Source organism: Streptomyces sp. NPDC048057, from assembly GCF_040653095.1.
Classification (GTDB): Bacteria; Actinomycetota; Actinomycetes; order Streptomycetales; family Streptomycetaceae; genus Streptomyces.
In genome coordinates this window covers 70,768-88,720 of the sequence record NZ_JBEZNF010000013.1, presented here as the reverse complement: position 1 = coordinate 88,720, position 17,953 = coordinate 70,768, and the positions used below count along the sequence as shown (strand labels likewise).

The following is a 17,953-nucleotide window of genomic DNA, read 5'->3' as shown; positions in this document are numbered from 1 at the left end:
CAGCAGGTGGCGATCCCTGACGCGCGAGTGGAACTCCAGATCGACGGCGTGTGGACCCCCGCGACGGTGCGGCATGAGCCGGGCATCACCCACACGCGCGGCCGGCGCTCGCGCGGGTCCACGGCGGACGCGGCCGAGGTCGGACTCACGTTGGACAGCCCGGGCGGGTTGTACGACAACCGCAACCCCCGCAGCCCGTACTACCAGCGGCTCGGACGGAACACCCCGTTGCGGCTCACGGTCGACTCGGGGCAGCGGGCACTCGTCATGGGGGCCGGCGGAGGCGCGTCCACGCCGGACGCGCCGCCCCTCGACATCGTGGGCGACACCGACGTCCGGGTCGAGGCGACCCTGGACAACTGGCTCGCGGACGGAAGCGTCGAACTGGCCGGCAAGGGCGCGCAGGCCACGAACCAACGATCGTGGTTGCTGCTGATGCGTGACCGGCGGGTGCGCATCGAGTGGTCGACCGCCGGCACGTCCACGCTCGGCGCGACGTCCACCATCGACCTGCCCGTCCCGCCGTCCCGGCGCCTCGCGATCCGGGCGGCGCTCGACGTCGACAACGGCGCGGCCGGGAGCACCGTCACCTTCTACACGGCACCGAGCATCGCCGGGCCGTGGACGCCGCTCGGGGCGCCAGTCGTCACGGCCGGGACGACGTCCGTCTTCGCCAGCACCTCACCCGTCCGCGTGGGCGACGGCTGGGGAGACTTGGGCTTCCCGTCCGCGGCCGGCATGGTCCATGCCTTCGAACTCCGGGCCGGCGCCACGGTCGTGGCCGCGCTCGACTTCAGCGCGCAAGCGGAGGGGGCGACCAGCTTCACTGACAGCGCAGGCCGACCGTGGACGGTGGAGGCGGGCAGCACGGTCACGGGCCGCCGCACCCGTGCCGTGGCCGAGGTCCCGAAGTGGGAGCCTCGCTGGCACCGCAGCGGGCACAACGTCACCGTGCCGATCACCGCGGCTGGGTTGCTGCGCCGGTTGGAGGCCGGCCGCGGTGACCTGGAGTCGACGTTGCGTCGCCGGATCCCTTCGGAGCCGTCGGTCAGGGCCTATTGGCCGATGGAGGACGACCGCGACGCCACCCAGGCGTACAGTCCGCTGTCCGGCGTCGCCCCTCTCGCCGTGACCGGGCTGGACTTCGCCGCCGACAGCAGCCTCGTCGGCTCGTCGGCGCTGCCCCGGCTCAGCAGCAGCGCCACCCTGACGGGCACTGTCCCGACTCACCCGGCGACGGGCGAGTGGATGGTTACCTACGTCTGCTTCATCCCGACCCCAGCGGGCGGGGCGGGGCCGACGCAGCTCCTGGAGTTCACGACGACCGGCACGGTCCGACGGGTCACGGTCGCGCTGGAGCCCCCAAACGCGATGCGCCTGACGGGCGTCAACGCGGCCGGCGACGTGGTCCTGAACCTCCCGTTCTCCCCCTTGGAAGAGTTCTTCGATCGGTGGATCCGTCTCGAGGCCATCGCAAAGCCTGCCCCGGCTCCGGGGCAGGTCACGTACCACCTCGGCTACATGAACATCTCCGGCGACGGGTACTTCCTGGGCACCGACATAGCGGCCACTTCTGGGGTCGTCGCATCCGTGCGCACCCGCTTCGATGCCACAGCGGCCGGGTTCAGTGTCGGGCATCTCGGCGTCCTGAGCAGCGACAACACATTGGCCTACGAGTTCGCCGACGATGGATTCCGGGGCGAGGCGGCATCCGGGCGCATCACCCGCCTGTGCGCTGAGGAGGGTGTGCCGCAGACGGTGGACAGCGGGGACACGGTGCCTATGGGTCCGCAGCGGCCCGGGCAGCTGCTGTCGCTGTTGGAGGAGGCGGAGGCCGCGGACGGTGGCCTGCTGCTGGAGCAGGCGACGGCGCTCGCGCTGTCGTACCGGCCGCGGGTGAGCCTGTACAACCAGCGCCCGGCGCTGATGATCAGCTACGAGCAGTTGACGCAGCCGTTCGAACCTGTCGAGGAAGACACCGTACGCAACAGCGTGACCGTGTCCCGGACGGGCGGCTCGTCGGCCACCGTCGAACAGGACACCGGGCCGCTGTCGACTGCGCCGCCGCCGGCGGGGATCGGCTTGTACGAGGAGGCCGTCGCCCTGTCCCTGTTCCATGACGGGCAGTTGGAGCAGATCGCCGCCTGGCGGCTCGCCCAGTCCACGTGGGATGAGTACCGGTATCCGCGGCTGAGGCTGCTGCTCCACCGGTTCCCGGAGCTGGCGCCCGCCGTGTGCATGCTGCGGGAGGGCGACATCATCCGCATCACCAACCTGCCGGACCATCTGCCGCCGGGGCCGCTGGACCTGATGGCCCTGGGCTGGTCGGAGACGTTCGGCGAGTTCGAGTGGGTGGTGGACTTCATGTGCGCCCCGGGCGGTCCGTGGACCGTCGCCGTCGCCGAGGACCCCGCTCTGGGGCGGCCGGATACGGAGGGCTCGTCCCTCAGCGCGCCCGCCTCGGAGACGCAGACGGCTCTGGAGGTGCAGACCGACAGCGGTCCCCGTTGGATCGACTCGGCGGGCTACGGGGCGATGTTCCCCTTCGACCTGGCGATAGCCGGCGAGCACGTGACCGCCACGGCGATCGTCAACCGGGCCGACACCTTCGCGCGCACCCTGTCGGGCACGTGGGGCACGTCGACTTCCGGGCAGGCGTGGATGGAGGTCGGCGGCGCCACCTCCGATCGGACGGTGGCCAGCGGCCGAGGCGTCATCACCCTGGCGGCCAACGCGGGGTCGATCCGCTTCCAGACGATCACGGGGCCGGTCGCGGATGCCGAGGTCCGGGTGCGCATGTCGGTGTCGGCGGTCGCGACCGGGGCCGCTTACATCCCCGGCATAGCCCTGCGCGCCGTCAGCACCTCCGTGTTCTACCGGGCCCGGGTGCACTTCGGCCTCGCAGGCGCCCTGTCGGTGTCCATCACGCGCGGCACGACCCAGGTCGGCTCGGCGCCGGCCCTGCCGTACACGTACACCGCGGGCAGTGAGCTGGAGGTCCACGTGCGGCTCGTCGGGCACACCGTGCAGATGCGCGTGTGGCCCGTCGGCCAGCCGGAGCCCGTCGACTGGACCCACACGGTCACGATCACCACGGACACGATCGAGGCCGGCGAACTCGGCCTCACTGCCTCGGCGTTCAATGGCAACACCAACACGGCGCCCGAGCTGAGGTTCGACGCGTTCGAGATCATCACGCCGCAGCTTGCCACCGTGGTCCGCTCGGCGAACGGCGTCATCAAGGCCCACGCCACCGGGGCGCCTGTGAACCTCGCCCACCCGATGCGCACCGCGCTCTGACCAGAATGGAGGGGTCATGCCGATCCTGGCAGGCCAGATCGTCACCGCGGCCCAGCTTGATCGCCTTCAGCCGACGCCGTACTCAGCGGAGTGCACCGCGGCCCTCACCGGCACGACGTCGTACCAGCCGATTCCCGGGCTCACGATCACCCTCGCGACCGAGACGGCGGGCGCGCGTTTCACGGCGAGCGGCGTGTTCGATTGCAGCGTCACCGTGGTCCACGCGACCAATCTCATGGTCGGAAAGCTCCAGGTCGGCGGCACCGACCAGAGCGGCTTGGCTATCCATGCGATGGATACGCCGGATCGGGACACGGTCGCGATGTCCTGGTCCGGGACCCTGGCCAGTGCGGGGACGCAGACCTTCACGCTGCTCGGCGTGATCAACGGCGCGGGCGGCGGCGGTCAGTTCCATCTCCACTCGCGCTTGGAGGTCGTGATCTACGAGGTCACCTGACCCCTCCCTCGCCCTCACCCCAACGCCCCTCGCCGCCTTGGCCGGGGGCTTTCTTGTGCGCCCTGGAGGCTCCCGTGCCGCTTGTCACCCGCGCCCAACTGGGCTGGCCTGCCTCTGCGGCAGCCGCCCAGACGTCCACCCGAGGCGTGAAGATCCACTACGAAGGAACGGCGGTCTCGACCAAGCTCGCCGACGACCACCAACTGTGCCTCGCCGAGTGGAAGAACATCCGCCGCGCGCACCTCGCCGACAAGACGCAGGGCTACAGCGACGTGGCGTACAACTACGCCGCCTGCGTCCACGGCTACCTGCTGGAGGGCCGCGGGCTGCGGCGCCGGACCGGCGCCAACGGCAACGCCCAGTTGAATCGCGACCACTTCGCGATCGTCGCGCTCATCGGCTCCAAGGGGCTCACCCAGCCCACGGACGCCCTGCTGCACGCGCTCCGCGACGGCATCGAGCTGCTGCGCGAGCACGGCGCCGGCTTGGAAGTCCGCGGGCACCGGGACGGGTACGCGACCGCGTGCCCGGGGGATGCGCTGTACGACTGGGTGGAGCGCGGCGCCCCGCGGCCCGGCGGCTCCGATCCGGTGCCGCCCGCGAAGCCCGGGACGCGACCGCCCGCGAAACCCGTCGTCGACCTGTCCCGGCTGATCGCCGCCGCGAAGTCGGACCCGCCGCGGCGCGGGACCCCGGTGTCGTACTACGGCACCAAGACCGTGGAGACCGCGCTGGTGGCCGAGAAGCTACTCGCCCGCGAGCTGGCGGACGGCCACTACGGCACCGCCACGGTGCGCGCGTACGCGGCGTGGCAGCGGCGCTGCGGCTACGCCGGCAAGGACGCCGACGGCATCCCCGGCGCCGAGTCCCTGAAGAAGCTGGGCGCCAAGCGCGGCTTCACCATCACCCCCTGAAGAACGGAGAACCCCCCATGTCTCGACTCGTCCTCGACACGATCGAACGCACCGCCGGCACGTACGTCGTCGCCCTCCTCGGGCTGCTGCTCGCCGACGGCTTCGACCTCACCGACCTGTCCGCGCTCAAGGCCGCGGCGATCGCGGCCATTCCGGCGGGCCTGTCGGTGCTGAAGGCCGCCGTCGGCTCGCTGATCGGCGATCAGGCGACGGTCGGTTGGATACCGCGGAGTCGCCGGTGACTCCCGAGCAGACGACGCAGGTCGCGGTCGAGCTGGCGGAGGTGAAGGGCGAGATTCGTACGGGCTTTGCCGAGCTGAACGGTCGGCTGGATCTGGCGCTCCAGCGTACGGGCCAGTCGGAGGCCGATATCGCGGCGCTGGAGCAGCGGGTGGAGGCTCTGGAGCGGGCGCGTTGGCCGCTGCCGTCGATGGCGGCGTTGACCGCGCTGGGTGCGCTCGCTGTTGCGCTGTGGCAGAGCGTCGGCCGGTGAAAGAGGAAACGGGAAACCCCTGTTGGCGCGTGGTGGCGCGGTGCACGCTGGCCGCATGACTCCCTTACTGCGGGTCGTGTCCTTCGGGTACGGCCACGCCGCTCCACCGTTGGCGGACATCACCCTTGACCTGCGGCGGGCGCTGCGGAATCCGCATCATGACCCGGCTATGAGGCAGATGACCGGGCTCGACGACCGCGTGTACCAGCATGTCCTCGCTACCCCTGGAGCCTGGCAGCTCGCTGCTCAGACCACGCTCGCGGCGCACATACTCCTGACGGAGTCTGGCGCCCCGATGCTCACGGTCGCGGCGGGCTGTGTGGGCGGCCGGCATCGTGCGGTTGTGATGGCGCGGGAGATTCAGAAGCTGGCGTTGCTGTACGTCGAAGCGTCGGGGTACGAGGTGGAGCTGGTGCACCGAGACGTCCACCGGCCAGTGCTGCCGTCGTCCGTCCACAGCTGAACAACTGCCCCGTCCGCCCCCTTCGTGGGAGCGCGGCGGGGGCTGCTTCGTGCGTTCAAGGGGACGACTGGGGGACGACTGAGACGTGTGGGGGACGACTGGGGGACGCGTCCCGAACCGTGAGGCGTCCCCTCGCTGCCCCGCTCCCACCAGGACAAAGGGCGATTCAGACGCCATGGGGGACGCGGGGGACGACTCTTACCCCCTTCTTCTCTGTCCTGATGAGGAAGGAGAGGAGAGGGATAGAGAGGAAGCCGGAAACAGCGTCCCCTGCGTCCCCACCGTCCCCCGGGTGGGGGTGAATCTTCGCGTTCTCCCTGCGCCCGCGGGGCCGGCGGTGCTACGTTCCTGGTGTGCCAACCGCTGGGCAACTGGCGGGCGGTGCCTCATCAGCCCTGGAGGGCGCGGCCTCGGCCGCATCACGTCCCCCGTTTCGACGGAGGCGTCATCATCATCCCTTGAGGGATCGCAACAGTGCGGTGGCCTTTCAGTTTTCCGCTTCCGCTTGTTCTTCCGGAGCTGGTGAGGGTTCCGGCGTTCACCTTCCTGGTGGGCGCCGGTTCCTGCTCCGGGCCCTTCGAGCCCACAGGAGCCGACGATGAGCACGATGTACCTCATATCCGCCGCCCCCGGTGACCTGGTCCCGGGCCGCGAGCTGGCCGACCCGGAGTGCCCGGAGGTGCCCGGGTTGCTGGACCGTCCGGAGATAGCTGCGTGGCTGGCGCAGGTCGGCTACGGCCCCGACGCTCCGGACGAGTTGGTCTACCTGCTGGCCGAGGGCGACGCTGGTGCTGTGCCCGCAGGGTTCGAATACCTTGCCGTGTCGGTCTGAACGCTGATCGGCTACCCCGCTCGCCCCCTCCCCACCCGTGGGGAGGGGGCGGCTTTGTCACGTGCTGGGGAGCCGTCGGGCGAGCCGCTCCCAGAGGATGGCGGCGGCCATGGCGGTGTCGCCGTCGGTGTCGGGCAACTCTGCCAGGTGTCGGAGCAGAGCGATCGCGGCTTGTGCTTCCGCCGCGGTTCGGCGTCCGACTCGTCGGGGAGCTGGGCGAGGTCGAGGTCCATGCTGGTGCAACGCGCGGCCCGGCGGGCGGACACGGGGCGGGTGGCTGCGCTACCGTGGTCGGCACCCCGCCGCTGCGGGGGTGTTCCGTGTTTCCGTCTCAGAGTGGATTCGTCCCTGCCGTTGCGGGGTTGCCGGGGGCGGTGCGGTCTAGGACTCGCGTCATCTGCTCGGCTACCTCCATCTGCTGCTCGGCGTGGTCGGGGTGGGTGTCGGCGAGCATCCCAGCTGAGAACGCGATCCATTTTTTGGCCGTGGTTAGAGCGTCGCGGAGGTCGGCGATGTGCTGGTCTCGCGGATCGGGTGCGGTCATGGCGGGAGGCTACCCGGCGGGGTGCCGCACCCGCTGCTTCAGCTCGCGCTCGACCTCGTACCGTCCCTGCCCGGTGGCGGCGGCGTGCGCCGTGATGCCGGCCTGCACCGCGGCGGCGGTCTCCACGGTGAGCCGGCCGGCGCGGATCTCCTCCCAGGCGGTTCGCTCCAGCGCGATCAGTTCGTCCGTGAGTTCGATATCAGCCACGGACCGAGATCCTACGCCTCGTAGGCTGGCGCCATGATCCGAGCAGTGGTGTTCGACATCGGTGAGACCTTGGTGCGCGACGACCGATACTGGGGCGGCTGGGCGGACTGGCTGGATGTACCCCGGCACACGCTGTCCGCGCTGGTCGGCGCAGTCGTTGCGCAGGGACGGGACAACGCGGACGCACTGCGGCTCGTGCGACCTGGCCTCGATGTGCCCGCGGAGTACGCGGTACGGGAGGCCGCCGGCCGCGGCGAGGTCGTCGAGGAGCCGGATCTGTACGACGATGTGCGGCCCGCGCTCGCTGCTCTGCGCGAGCTGGGCGTTCGCGTGGTCGTGGCCGGCAACCAGACCGCCCGCGCCGGCGAGCTGCTGCGCGCTCTCGACCTGCCGGCCGACGTGGTCGCGGTGTCTGGAGACTGGGGTGTCGCCAAGCCGTCCCACCAGTTCTTCGAACGGGCCGTTGCCCTCGCGGAGGCGGCACCGGCGCAGACGGTCTACGTGGGTGACCATCCGGCGAACGACGTCGCTCCCGCCGCCGCGTACGGCCTTCGCACCGCGCACCTGCGGCGCGGCCCGTGGGGCTTCTACTGGGCGGACGACGCCCAGGTGCGAGCGGTGGCGGACTGGTCGATCGACAGCCTGCACGATCTGGTCCCGATCATCTCAGCCAACCGGGAACGGTGAACGGCCCCACCGACGGGTGTCAGCAAGGCCGTTCCTGTACCCGGATAGTGACAGCGCGGGTACTTTCGAAGTGTCGAGCTTCGAATGGAGACCATTATGCCCGCGCCCAGTGCGCGCGAGGTAGGGCTTCGCGTTGCCTACCAACGCAGTGTGTCCCGGCCTCGAATGACGCAGCAGCAACTTGCCGATCGGGCAGGTGTCCACGTCGGCACGCTCCGAAAGATCGAGCGGGGCGCCCGCGGTGCCGGCGATGCCGTGCTCACGGCGATCGCGGACGCGCTCGGGATCGACGTCTCGGTACTGCTCGGCGCGCACGATCGCAGCGCCGGCCGGGTGAGAGCTGCACTGCCTGGGCTCTCGGCGGTGATTGCGACGTACGACATGCCCGACGATGGCCCGGTACGACCGCTGTCAGAGTTGCGGTCCGCCGTTGAGGCTGCGGAGCGGAAGCGCCTGAACGCCCAGTACGTGAGCATCGCCGAGTCGGCCGCGTCGCTCCTCGGTGAGCTGTTCCGCGCGTTCGACCAGTCCGCCGACGAAGGCCGTCCCGCGGTCGCACGCCTCCTCGTCTCCGCCCTGCGCACCGCAGATGCTGCCGCCTACAAGTACGGCGCGCACGACCTGTCCGCGCGCCTCATCGACCTGATGCGGTGGTCCGCTCCTCACGCAGGGGATCAGGTGGTGGGCGCGACGGTCGCGTACGTGCGCACGGAGACGTACTTCGCAGCCCGCGCGCACGATGCGGGCCTCCGCGCGTTGGAGGTAGCCATGGACCGGGTGCCGGCGCCGAGTACGCCGGCGACGTCGGCTGCACTGGGCGCGCTCCACATGCGCGCCGCGGTGATCGCGGGGCGCACGCGATGTGCCGCCGCTGCCCATCACCACCTCGCCGAGGCTGAGCGGCTGTCTGAGGATGTTGAGGAGGGCACCTATGGGGGGACCGCGTTCGGCCCGGAGTCGGTGCGCATCCACGCGGTGTCCGTTGCGGTCAGCCTCGGCGGTGACCACACCGCCGCCGCGCTGGACGTGGCCCGCCAGTGGAAGCCAGCGCTGACCCTTCCTGCCGAAAGGAGGAGCGGCTTCTACATCGAGCTGGCGCGCGCGCAGCTCTGGTCGGGGCGCCCGGACGACGCGTACGAATCGTTGAAGGTCGCGCGCCACATCGCGCCGCTGCATGCTCGCGAGCATCCGTGGGTGCGTGAGGACGTCGCGAAGATCCGCCGCATCCGGCGGGCGGACGTCGAAGACTTGTCGTCCTTCGCCGAGTGGTGCCACGCGGGAGACGCCTGAGCCGAGTGACCCACCTTGGGTCACTTGTGGGGTACCTGCGGCTTCATCATCGCTCTCAACCGCGAAAGGTTGGGAGACCCCTCCATGGTGCACTCGCCACCGATCGAACCGGCGCTGGTGCTCACCGGCACCGTGAGCTTGGCCCGGCTGCACGGCGCGGCATGCTGGCATTGCGGTGCCGCGTCCCGCCCGATGGAGCCCGTAGGGCTGGTGCGCTTCGAAGCTGATCAGCGCGTGTGGGAGGTCCGCTCCTGCGGCTGCCGCCCTGGTCCCCTTGTCTTCGCGTTGCCCTCCGAGGCCGCGCCGGCGATGACGATGCGGGTGTACCGGGTCGCCCCCGACGGGACGCGCGGCCCGGTCGAGCGGGAGGTCAACGTCCGGGCAACGGAGGACACCGTGCCCGAGCCCATGAAGTTCCCGCCGTGCTCCTGCCCCCGCTGCGTACGGAGGCCGCGGTGACCCGCGCTCCCCTCCCGGACGGCCACGTCAGCATGGTCGACATCGCCCGGGACGCCGACCTCGCGCGAGCACTCGCCCGCCAGGACCCGACCGGCCCCCGGGCCACGGCGGTCCGCGCCCGGCTCCGCAGGTACATCCTGCTCGTGATCGACGAGGCTGAGGCGTACGGCCGCGGCCTGCCCGACGATCGGCGCCGCGACATCGTCCTCCACGACATCGACCTCGCCCGGCAGGCTGCGGCGCTCCAGCCCGGCGAGGCGGACCCTGTGGTCGCCCTCCGGATGCTGGCCGAGTCGGCGCGCAGGACCACCGCCTACACCAGGGGCAACACCCAATGAGGCGCGCAGCGGGCACCGTACGCCCCCCGCTACGCTGCGGGCGAGATGACCGATTTCGCCGACGAGGCCCGCTCCCGGGTGGCGCGCTTACTGCGCATGGCCGACACGATGGATGCCCGGCTGCGGGCCCGGATCGTGGACTACGTGGCCAGCACGCCGGACCCGCCCCTGATGGGGCCGCAGGGCATCCGCACCCGCGGTTGCCCGAAGTGCCGGGCCACGATGTGGCTGCAACCTGGCCTGTGGATCTGCGCCGTCTGTGGGCGCATGGAGGACGAGTGAATACCCCGGAATGCCCCCGCTGCGACCGGCTCATGGAGCTGGCAGCGGGGTGGTTGCAGTGCCCGAAGTGTCACCGCGTGGCACGGCCCGGGGACACGAGGGCCCAGATCGACGACGACGAGCACCAACTGAAGCGCGTGCTCGCCATGATCGACGAGGCCACCAGCCCGGCAGCACGCCAGGCGACGTACGAGCGTCGCGTCATCGAAGAAATGGAGGCCCAGATGGGACAGCGGATCGAGACGCGCGGGTGCAGCAGGTGCGGGGGCACGATGTACCGCACGGTGGACGTGGATGAGAACGGGAACCCCACGTCGTACCCGCAGTACGTGTGCAGCAATGGAGCCTGCGGCAACGTCGAGGGCTAACCCCCGAACCGCCCCGGCCCTGCGTTTCCGCTCCCCTGCGGCAGGGCCGGGGCCCTACTCGCCCGCGTCGTCAGCGACGAGGACCGCCAGCGGGACGTCGAGCGCGCGGGCGATCCGCAGGAGGCGTCCGTACGGGGGGTCGCTGGTGCCGGCCTCGATGCGCTGGAGGGTCCGGCGGTCGATACCGGCCATCTCCGCGAAAACCTCTTGAGTGTGCCCGGCGTAGAGACGTGCTGCCCGGATGCGATCGCCGAGCCGTTGGCGGCTGTCGCTGATCCAGGCGGGGGTCTCGGGCACTCGACAAACTGTTTGACCTGCACGATTGTTTGTCAGCGTCAGTCATGTCGCTTTTTGTGATCATGGCTCCACGATCGGCCGCCCGTTCTCCGAGCACCCCCGGAGGGCGGGCGGCCTTCTGCGTGCTCGGGCCGAGCGTCCGGGTGGGAGAAGTGGGAGACGACTGGGAGATGATCATGGAGAGTAGATGCACAGCATTGCTAGCTACTGCTAGATACAGCCAGAGTTGGGCATCATGGGAGCGCAGGTCAGCGACATATCCGCAGGTCACGCCGATCCGGCTCGGGCAAGGCAGGCAATCGACAAGATCTTCTGGGAGACCAAGCAGGGCTGACGCCCCTTGCGCTCCTGGAGACCAGGTCAGAGCGAGCACACCAGTGGCCCGACCGCGGGGATTCCTTTCCGGCGGTCGGGCCACTGCGCGTCTGAAGATCCTTCGTCCGCGAACGGTCCTTCCCGACGCCTTCGGCGACGGGCGTCAATCCGAGACGCACGTCCCACGCGCGCGCCTGCGCGGACCGGACGAACTCGGACACCTCGAAGACGGGCAGCGCTAGGCGCTGGTCAGAGGCAAGGGATGAGGTAGACGCGGGCGAAGTGCGTACCGATGTGCGCTTCGTGGAGGTGGCCAGATACGGCTCGGTCCCCCTGGACCGCCATGACCGCGTGGACGTGGGCGAAGCCGTTACGGATCTCGCCGGTGCCCGTCATCTCGGCAGGTAGCTCGTACTTCGTGATGTCGTCCTTCAGCGCGTCGCCTTCGGGCATGGTGGAGACCGTGAAGCGGTCGGCGGCCCCGATGAGCGACACAATCGCCGCGTCCGTCACACCGGCCTTCGCCGCCTGCCGGTTCACCGACTCCATGAGTTCTTCGTTCTTGACCTCGAAAACCAGCACGTCAGCTCCATCCGATCATGGGTGAGAGTTCTCGCAGCATGACGGATGAGCACCAACGCGCACCAGCGTCCCTTGGATTGACCGCTTCCTGCGCGAAGCGCCCAGCAAGGAACGGGGCCTGTGAGGCGTAGGCACCTGGGGTCGTGACGATGCGCCCGGCCGTCGTCCAGTCGACCGCGCACACCCTTGACGTCACCGCGGTCATGTAGAGGTGCCGGACCTCGTCGTCATGAGTGAGGACGTCCGTGACTTTCGCTGCATGGTCCTGGCTAGGGAGTTTGGCCAGGATGCCCGCAGCGTTCACGCGCAGGACGGACGTTCCCGCGTCCCGCATCCACCGCGTGAGGTGCGACACCGACGCCCTGTCGGCCATGGAAGCGATCACGATGTCAGTGCCGTGTGTTGTCTGGGACAGCGCCAAGGGCCCCGAGTCCCGACCCGCGATGCTCGCCACCATCTGTGAGGCGATATGCCCATGCGCGGCGACGAGGGCCGAAAGGCCAATGAAGTTTCGTCGGTTCACGTGATCGAGCGTAGCTTCACTCTTCAAGTTCTCGATAGGCACGTTGAAGACGTGCGCTAGTTGGCGAAGCCAGTGATCGCCGGGGATCACTTTTCCCGCTTCCCACCTTTTGACTGCGTCCCGTCCGGGCGCGCCGTTGGGTTCGCCAGCGGCAATGGAGAGTTGGTCAGCCAGCTTGTTCTGAGTCCAGCCTCTGGCACCGCGCAGATCACGGATGAGCTGTCCGATCGGCATGGAGCACATGATGCCCCTCCGTATGCCCCTCCACGGCGCTCTCCGCGGAGATAGACCTGTACGTGTGCAATCGGGTCTCGACTCGGCCACCCGCTCCGATTCTGCTTCACGGCCGCCCATCGAGTTCCGACCCGCTACAAGAAGGCCCCCGCAGCCGGTGAGACGACTCGGGGGTGTGGACGACTGGATGGAGTCGACGCGATGCATCGTACTGACGGCCGCAGATCTTCGGGGAGTTTCCCACCAGGCGCCGAACTCAACCCAGCGTCCGAGCGCGCAGTAGTTGAACGACCCGACGAGGGACGGGCCGCGATGACGATGCGGGTGTATCGCGTGGGTTCGGATGGGACGCGGTGGCCGGTGGAGCGGGAGGTCAGCGTCCGGGCGTCGGACGACATCGTCCCGGAACCGATGAAGTTCCCGCCGTGCTCGTGTCCGCGTTGTACTCGGGGTGCTCGGTGAGCCTGCGCGTGAGCCTGGTGGATGTCACCCGGGACGTACGCCTCGCGGGTGCCGTGTGCCTGACTCAGCCGCCGAACGACGCCGTCGAAGCACTCCGGGGCCGACTGCGGGCCCACATCACCATGCTGGCGGAGCCCGCTGAGGAGTACGGGCGCAGCCTCAGCGGGGAGTGGTACGGGCAGCACGTCCTCACCTGCGTCGCGAGTGCGCGGAAGGCCGCGGCCGGGGTCGAGCCCGGAATTCGGATCGATGAAGAGCTGCTGCTCTTGGCCGAGTTCATCAAGACCTTGCTCATGTACACGGGGCGCAAGCCACGGCACAGCGCTTGATCTCCGTGTGCCGGCGCACGGGCAAGGGGCCATCGCGTCGGCACACGGGTCCAACCGGCCCCGGCCCTTCTTTCCGATCCCCCGCGACAGGGCCGGGGCCACCCACCCACAGGAGCACCACATGCTCACCCTGATCCCCGTCAGCGCCGCCAAGCTGACCGCGACCGACGTCACGACATGCGAGGCATGCTGGCGCCAACCCGTCACCACGACCCGCACCGCACCCGGCATCCGCGACCTGCTGTGCGACACCTGCGCCACAGAAGGCAATCCGGTACGCGTCGAACTCTTCCCGCCCCTCGGGATCTACCGCCTCACCGAACGCCGAATCGAAGCCGGCAAACACGGCAAGCCAACCCCACAGATGCCACCCGACCCAGGCCCACACCCACCACGACCAGCACCGACCCCGACGCCCGGCGTACCCCCGGTGTAGCGGACGGCCAGGCGTCCTCGTGGATCAGTCAGCCAGAGCGCCCAAGTCCCCTCGCAGGACGGCGCGGGCCTCGTCGGTCGTGTCCCGGTGCGCCTGCCTGGCAGTTTGGGATTCCGGCGTCGGCACGGTGGCGCCGGAGGCGAGCACTTCATGGATCCCGCGCAGCGTGACGTATGCGGCGTCGATCGTCGACGTCACCTCGCGGGATGCCGTGAGGGCCAGCCGCTCGCGCGCCCCGTCGCACCCCGAATGCAGGAACGCCTGCCGGATCCTGACCGCTCGCACCTGTGCGTTCGGATGGTCTTCGTCCGCCGCCGACCGCATGGCCTCGTGCGCCGTCCGGAAGGCGACGAGGCAGTCCGCGTACAGGTTCCGGCGGTCCTGGAGCCCGCTGTCCCTGGCGGTGCGCCGCCAACGCACGTGTTCGCCGACCAAGGTGGCCCCCACTCCGAGGACCGCCCCGAGTCCCGTACCGACCAGACTCGCCCACTCCACGCCACCGGATGGTGCCATGCGGGCGCGCAGTACATAACCCTCCTCACAAGCCACCTCCGGGTGAAGCCAAGGGCGAAGGCGCAGGTGGGCCAGCACAAGGGTGGGAGGGTGGGGGGACTTCGCGGCGCGCCAGCAAGGAGCAGACGCATGCAGTGGACCGTTCACGGCGAACGGCAGATCTACGCCAACCTCTGGGTCAATCTCTGGCTCGCGGACGTGCAGCAGCCGGACGGCCTCCGGTTCGAGCACCACGTCGTCCGGATGCGGCACCTCGCGGTCGCCGCCGTCGTGGACGACCGGAAGCGGGTGCTGATGATGTGGCGCCACCGGTTCGTGACGGACACCTGGGGCTGGGAGTTGCCCATGGGGCTGATCGAGGAGGGCGAGTCGCCGGAGGAGACCGCGGCGCGGGAGGTGGAGGAGGAGACCGGCTGGCGGGTGGAGGCGCTGAAGCCGCTGCTGTACGCGCAGCCCGCGAACGGCATCACGGACTCGGAGCACCACTTCTTCCGCGCCGACGGCGCCACGTACACCGGCCCGCCCGTCGAGGTGAACGAGGCCGACCGCATCGAGTGGATCCCGCTCGCGGAGGTCCGGGGGATGATCGACCGCCGCGAGATCGTCAGCGGCGCCAGCCTGAACGCGCTGCTGTACGTCCTCCTCGACGAGGCGACGGCGGGGCCGCGGACTTAAGGGGCCCGTTTACGCGGCCGGCACCGCGAGCAGCGGGCTGCCGTGGTGGCGTAGCCACTGGCGGTACGCCGCGGCGCCAGCGGCGACTTCCCGGTACGCCTCCGCCAGGTCCACGTACGCCCCCTCGGCCACCTCCTGCGCGCCGGCGCGGGAGCACAGCAGCAGCCGTACGGCCAGGGGGTCGCCGCGCAGGGGGCGGATCGCCATGTCGCCACGCGGGTCGGAGGTGGGCTGGCAGGGGGCGACGGCCTCGCCGACGGCGATCAGCGCGGCGGCGGTGTGGTAGTCGCCGTGCAGCAGCGGCGGGTCGATGCCGGCGGCGAACAGCACCCGGCGCACGCCCTCCCACTCGCCGTCCACCGTGGGGTCGACGATCCAGCGGTCGTCGGCCAGGTCGGCGAGTTCCACGACGGCGGCGTCGGCGGCCGGGTGGTGGCGCGCCATGGAGACGAACTGCGGTTCCCGTTCCACCAGGACGCGTACGGACAGCCCCTCGGGCAGCACCAGCGGGCAGCCCTCCACCTCATGCACGAAGGCGACGTCGAGCTGTCCGGCCGCGACCAGCTTGAGCAGGGAGTTCGGCGAGACGTCCACGTGCAGGGAGATGTCGGTGCCGGGCAGTCGGCGGCGCAACCTGCCGAGCCAGCCGGGCAGGGCGCGGCTCGCGGTGGAGCCGATCCGCAGCCGGGGTCCGCCCGCCCGCGCGGCGGCCGACTTGGCCTCGGCCACCAGGGCGCTCATCTCGGCCAGCAGGGGGCGCGCCCGGCTCAGCACGGCGCGTCCCACGGGGGTGGGCCGGCAGCCGGAGCGCTCGCGCGCGAAGAGCTCGGTGCCGAGGGAGTTCTCGATGCGGCGGAGTTGGGTCGTCAGCGACGGCTGGCTGACACCGAGTTGCCGGGCCGCCTTGTGCAGGCTGCCGGCATCCGCGATGGCGCACAGGGCGCGGAGGTGTCTCACCTCTAGCTCCATGGTTGGAGAGTAGGACCGCGCCAACTGCCGCACCAGACGCATAGTCCGGGCACAGCGGGACGGATGAGGACGACACCGCCCGAGAAAACGGAACCCTCAAACCCGGATTGATGACATGAGCATGCAACAACCGGACAACCGGGACGCCCCGGGTGATGCGTCGGCGTTATCGGGGGTTGGCATCATCCCAACCAGGGGTGGTTCCCCGAAACTCGGCCGTACCGAACCGCTCAACGGACGAGTAGGAGCCCCCCATGCGTCACCCCCGAACCGTCCTCGCCACCGCACTCGGCATCGGACTCGCCGCCGCGCTCGCCACCCCGGCGACCGCAGCCACCGCCCCCGTCGCGTCCACCGCACCCGCGGCCAGCACCGCCGCTGCCGCCGCCGGCTGGGCCGCGTACGAGAAGTCCGGCGAGGACGCCCGGGCGACCGAGGCGTTCATCCAGGCCGTACAGAAGGCCGTCGCCGAGAAGCGCGCCGCCAACCCGGACGCGCGCGTCGTGACGGTCAACTACAGTGCGGCCGGCGCGCCGTCCTTCCGCAGCCAGATAGCCCGCAGCACCCAGGTGTGGAACAGCACCGTCACCAACGTGCAGCTGCGCGAGGGCGGCAGCCCCAGCTTCACCTACCGCGAGGGCAACGACCCGCGCGGCTCGTACGCCAGCACCGACGGCCACGGCCGCGGCTACATCTTCCTCGACTACCGCCAGAACCAGACCTACAACTCCAACCGCGTCACCTCGCACGAGACCGGGCACGTCCTCGGCCTGCGCGACAACTACAGGGGCCCGTGCAGCGAATTGATGTCGGGCGGCGGCCCCGGCCCGTCCTGTCAGAACGACACCCCGAACAGCGCCGAGCGTTCCCGGGTCAACCAGCTCTGGGCCAACGGCTGATGAGCTGACCGGCCCTCAGCCCCGGGACTGAAGGGCAAAGGAGGGGCGTCCCGCCGAAACCATCGGCGGGGCGCCCCTCTCCCGTAGCTCTTCCAACGCGCGCCCGGCGCGCTCCGCGTCAGGCGTCCGCCGGCGTGAGCACCCCCAGCTCCGCACCGTGCGGCAACAGCCGCTGGAGCCGGTCGAGCGCGTCGTCGAAGTCGCCCCCGGCCACCCCGGCCTCGAACGCGGCCCCGCCGTAGTGCAGCGTCAGGTTCAGGTCGGCCCGGTCCAACGAGCCGTCGGGGCGCGGCTCGCCGAGCGTCAACAGACAGCTGAGCGTGGCCCGCTGGACCGCGCCCTCGGCATGGACGGGGAGCGGCATGTCCCACTCCAGTACGCAGGACGAGAGCAGCCCCTCGGCCCCTATGGCCTCCAGCGCGGCAAATGTCGCACCCTCGTACTCAACACCCCTGATGCGCGTGCACAGTTGACGTCCGCGCGCCGCGATCGTGACGGCTTCCGCGCCCCGCCGATCCCGGTACCAGCCCGCCCAGACTTCAGTCGACTCCGATGACATGGCGCGGACTGTAGCGCTACGGCGGACGGGGGCGTACATCAGGGATGCCTGAACGGCGCGTTCGGCCCCGGCAACGTTCCGGAACCGTTCGGTCCGGGCCCGTCCCCAGCCGGATGCGGAGGTGAACTCCGGGTGCGGTCAGGCCGTGCCGACGGAGGTGTCGGGGCCCGCGCCCGGCGGCTTGCGGGAGCCCGCAGCGCCCGCAGAACCCTCCGCGCCGGCGGCGCCCCCGGCGCCTTCCGCGCCCTCGATCTCCTCGGGCGGCACGTACCGCTCGCACGCACGGTGGTGGCAGGGGCCGGGCCCCCAGAAGGGGACGAACGCCCCGAGGGTCTTGCGTCGCTTGATGACGGTACCGACAGGCCGGCCGCACGCCGGGCACCGGAACTTCGCCTGCGGGCTCCGGAGCTCCACCTGCGGGCTGCGGACGGTCCGACGTCCATGGCTGCCCATGACCCCAGGATAGAGCGGGGTACGGGGAGCGGGCAGCCCGGCGGTGCGCCCCGTTCGCCCACTCGGGTCGCCC

Annotated in this window: 26 protein-coding genes; 17 read left to right on the top strand and 9 right to left on the bottom strand. The window is 70.5% G+C overall.

The window, feature by feature from the left end; all coding sequences use genetic code 11:
- The first annotated feature begins 6 nt into the window (after positions 1 to 6).
- The 7 genes from AB0E05_RS17125 (at position 7) to AB0E05_RS17095 (ending at position 6,459) form a co-directional block, all read left to right on the top strand.
- Positions 7 to 3,300 (top strand): hypothetical protein, encoded by a 3,294-nt coding sequence (locus AB0E05_RS17125; RefSeq protein WP_361964050.1) that lies wholly within the window; start codon positions 7 to 9, stop codon positions 3,298 to 3,300.
- Between the two features lie 16 nt (positions 3,301 to 3,316).
- Positions 3,317 to 3,757, top strand: a complete 441-nt coding sequence (locus tag AB0E05_RS17120; RefSeq protein WP_361964047.1) for a hypothetical protein — start codon at positions 3,317 to 3,319, stop codon at positions 3,755 to 3,757.
- A 74-nt stretch (positions 3,758 to 3,831) separates the two neighbouring features.
- Positions 3,832 to 4,671, top strand: a complete 840-nt coding sequence (locus AB0E05_RS17115) for an N-acetylmuramoyl-L-alanine amidase (RefSeq protein WP_361964045.1) — start codon at positions 3,832 to 3,834, stop codon at positions 4,669 to 4,671.
- A gap of 17 nt (positions 4,672 to 4,688) precedes the next feature.
- Positions 4,689 to 4,913: a holin gene (locus AB0E05_RS17110; protein WP_361964043.1), complete on the top strand. Its 225-nt coding sequence runs from the start codon at positions 4,689 to 4,691 to the stop codon at positions 4,911 to 4,913.
- Positions 4,910 to 5,164, top strand: a complete 255-nt coding sequence (locus AB0E05_RS17105; protein ID WP_361964042.1) for a hypothetical protein — start codon at positions 4,910 to 4,912, stop codon at positions 5,162 to 5,164. Before AB0E05_RS17110 ends, AB0E05_RS17105 begins: the two co-directional genes overlap by 4 nt.
- 55 nt (positions 5,165 to 5,219) lie before the next feature.
- Positions 5,220 to 5,627, top strand: a complete 408-nt coding sequence (locus AB0E05_RS17100; protein ID WP_361964040.1) for an RNase adapter RapZ — start codon at positions 5,220 to 5,222, stop codon at positions 5,625 to 5,627.
- 598 nt (positions 5,628 to 6,225) lie between these two features.
- Complete coding sequence (locus tag AB0E05_RS17095) at positions 6,226 to 6,459, top strand: hypothetical protein (protein WP_361964038.1); 234 nt, start codon at positions 6,226 to 6,228, stop codon at positions 6,457 to 6,459.
- Positions 6,460 to 6,790: 331 nt separating this feature from the next.
- Here the strand turns inward: AB0E05_RS17095 and AB0E05_RS17090 are convergent, their stop codons facing one another.
- Positions 6,791 to 7,003, bottom strand: coding sequence for a hypothetical protein (locus AB0E05_RS17090; protein WP_361964036.1), 213 nt, complete (start codon positions 7,001 to 7,003; stop codon positions 6,791 to 6,793).
- Between the two features lie 9 nt (positions 7,004 to 7,012).
- The gene (locus tag AB0E05_RS17085) at positions 7,013 to 7,210 is read right to left on the bottom strand and encodes a hypothetical protein (RefSeq protein ID WP_361964034.1); all 198 of its coding nucleotides are present in this window, start codon (positions 7,208 to 7,210) and stop codon (positions 7,013 to 7,015) included.
- Positions 7,211 to 7,243: 33 nt separating this feature from the next.
- Here AB0E05_RS17085 and AB0E05_RS17080 point away from each other — a divergent pair, with 33 nt between their 5' ends.
- The 6 genes from AB0E05_RS17080 to AB0E05_RS17055 all read left to right on the top strand — a co-directional run bounded on the left by AB0E05_RS17080 (position 7,244) and on the right by AB0E05_RS17055 (position 10,634).
- Positions 7,244 to 7,897, top strand: a complete 654-nt coding sequence (locus AB0E05_RS17080; RefSeq protein WP_361964032.1) for an HAD family hydrolase — start codon at positions 7,244 to 7,246, stop codon at positions 7,895 to 7,897.
- Between the two features lie 165 nt (positions 7,898 to 8,062).
- A complete protein-coding gene (locus AB0E05_RS17075; RefSeq protein ID WP_361964030.1) occupies positions 8,063 to 9,187 on the top strand; it encodes a helix-turn-helix transcriptional regulator in 1,125 nt (374 codons plus the stop codon).
- Positions 9,188 to 9,271: 84 nt separating this feature from the next.
- Positions 9,272 to 9,646 (top strand): hypothetical protein, encoded by a 375-nt coding sequence (locus AB0E05_RS17070; RefSeq protein WP_361964028.1) that lies wholly within the window; start codon positions 9,272 to 9,274, stop codon positions 9,644 to 9,646.
- Positions 9,643 to 9,984, top strand: coding sequence for a DUF6415 family natural product biosynthesis protein (locus AB0E05_RS17065; RefSeq protein ID WP_361964026.1), 342 nt, complete (start codon positions 9,643 to 9,645; stop codon positions 9,982 to 9,984). Before AB0E05_RS17070 ends, AB0E05_RS17065 begins: the two co-directional genes overlap by 4 nt.
- Positions 9,985 to 10,029: 45 nt before the next feature.
- Positions 10,030 to 10,266 carry a hypothetical protein gene (locus AB0E05_RS17060; protein ID WP_361964024.1) on the top strand — a complete coding sequence of 79 codons (237 nt, stop codon included), beginning with the start codon at positions 10,030 to 10,032 and terminating at the stop codon, positions 10,264 to 10,266.
- A gap of 77 nt (positions 10,267 to 10,343) precedes the next feature.
- Positions 10,344 to 10,634 carry a hypothetical protein gene (locus tag AB0E05_RS17055; protein ID WP_361964022.1) on the top strand — a complete coding sequence of 97 codons (291 nt, stop codon included), beginning with the start codon at positions 10,344 to 10,346 and terminating at the stop codon, positions 10,632 to 10,634.
- A 54-nt stretch (positions 10,635 to 10,688) separates the two neighbouring features.
- Here AB0E05_RS17055 and AB0E05_RS17050 read toward each other — a convergent pair whose 3' ends face one another.
- The 3 genes from AB0E05_RS17050 to AB0E05_RS17040 all read right to left on the bottom strand — a co-directional run bounded on the left by AB0E05_RS17050 (position 10,689) and on the right by AB0E05_RS17040 (position 12,585).
- Complete coding sequence (locus tag AB0E05_RS17050; RefSeq protein ID WP_361964020.1) at positions 10,689 to 10,931, bottom strand: helix-turn-helix transcriptional regulator; 243 nt, start codon at positions 10,929 to 10,931, stop codon at positions 10,689 to 10,691.
- Between the two features lie 564 nt (positions 10,932 to 11,495).
- The gene (locus AB0E05_RS17045; RefSeq protein WP_361964018.1) at positions 11,496 to 11,828 is read right to left on the bottom strand and encodes a DUF296 domain-containing protein; all 333 of its coding nucleotides are present in this window, start codon (positions 11,826 to 11,828) and stop codon (positions 11,496 to 11,498) included.
- Position 11,829: 1 nt separating this feature from the next.
- Positions 11,830 to 12,585, bottom strand: coding sequence for a helix-turn-helix domain-containing protein (locus AB0E05_RS17040; RefSeq protein ID WP_361964016.1), 756 nt, complete (start codon positions 12,583 to 12,585; stop codon positions 11,830 to 11,832).
- Positions 12,586 to 13,055: 470 nt separating this feature from the next.
- On the opposite strand from AB0E05_RS17040, the gene AB0E05_RS17035 reads away from it, so the two are divergent.
- Both AB0E05_RS17035 and AB0E05_RS17030 read left to right on the top strand, forming a co-directional pair.
- Positions 13,056 to 13,376 (top strand): hypothetical protein, encoded by a 321-nt coding sequence (locus AB0E05_RS17035; protein ID WP_361964014.1) that lies wholly within the window; start codon positions 13,056 to 13,058, stop codon positions 13,374 to 13,376.
- Between the two features lie 121 nt (positions 13,377 to 13,497).
- Positions 13,498 to 13,812 (top strand): hypothetical protein, encoded by a 315-nt coding sequence (locus AB0E05_RS17030; RefSeq protein WP_361964012.1) that lies wholly within the window; start codon positions 13,498 to 13,500, stop codon positions 13,810 to 13,812.
- A gap of 24 nt (positions 13,813 to 13,836) precedes the next feature.
- Here the strand turns inward: AB0E05_RS17030 and AB0E05_RS17025 are convergent, their stop codons facing one another.
- Positions 13,837 to 14,307, bottom strand: coding sequence for a hypothetical protein (locus tag AB0E05_RS17025; RefSeq protein ID WP_361964010.1), 471 nt, complete (start codon positions 14,305 to 14,307; stop codon positions 13,837 to 13,839).
- Positions 14,308 to 14,454: 147 nt separating this feature from the next.
- On the opposite strand from AB0E05_RS17025, the gene AB0E05_RS17020 reads away from it, so the two are divergent.
- Positions 14,455 to 15,000: an NUDIX hydrolase gene (locus tag AB0E05_RS17020; protein WP_361964008.1), complete on the top strand. Its 546-nt coding sequence runs from the start codon at positions 14,455 to 14,457 to the stop codon at positions 14,998 to 15,000.
- Between the two features lie 9 nt (positions 15,001 to 15,009).
- Here the strand turns inward: AB0E05_RS17020 and AB0E05_RS17015 are convergent, their stop codons facing one another.
- Positions 15,010 to 15,969 carry a LysR family transcriptional regulator gene (locus AB0E05_RS17015; RefSeq protein ID WP_361964006.1) on the bottom strand — a complete coding sequence of 320 codons (960 nt, stop codon included), beginning with the start codon at positions 15,967 to 15,969 and terminating at the stop codon, positions 15,010 to 15,012.
- A gap of 254 nt (positions 15,970 to 16,223) precedes the next feature.
- Here AB0E05_RS17015 and snpA point away from each other — a divergent pair, with 254 nt between their 5' ends.
- Positions 16,224 to 16,868 carry a snapalysin gene (gene snpA / locus AB0E05_RS17010; RefSeq protein WP_361964004.1) on the top strand — a complete coding sequence of 215 codons (645 nt, stop codon included), beginning with the start codon at positions 16,224 to 16,226 and terminating at the stop codon, positions 16,866 to 16,868.
- 118 nt (positions 16,869 to 16,986) lie between these two features.
- Here the strand turns inward: snpA and AB0E05_RS17005 are convergent, their stop codons facing one another.
- Positions 16,987 to 17,427 (bottom strand): DUF6304 family protein, encoded by a 441-nt coding sequence (locus AB0E05_RS17005; RefSeq protein ID WP_361964002.1) that lies wholly within the window; start codon positions 17,425 to 17,427, stop codon positions 16,987 to 16,989.
- Positions 17,428 to 17,565: 138 nt separating this feature from the next.
- A complete protein-coding gene (locus AB0E05_RS17000) occupies positions 17,566 to 17,880 on the bottom strand; it encodes a hypothetical protein (protein WP_361964000.1) in 315 nt (104 codons plus the stop codon).
- Positions 17,881 to 17,953 lie beyond the last annotated feature (73 nt).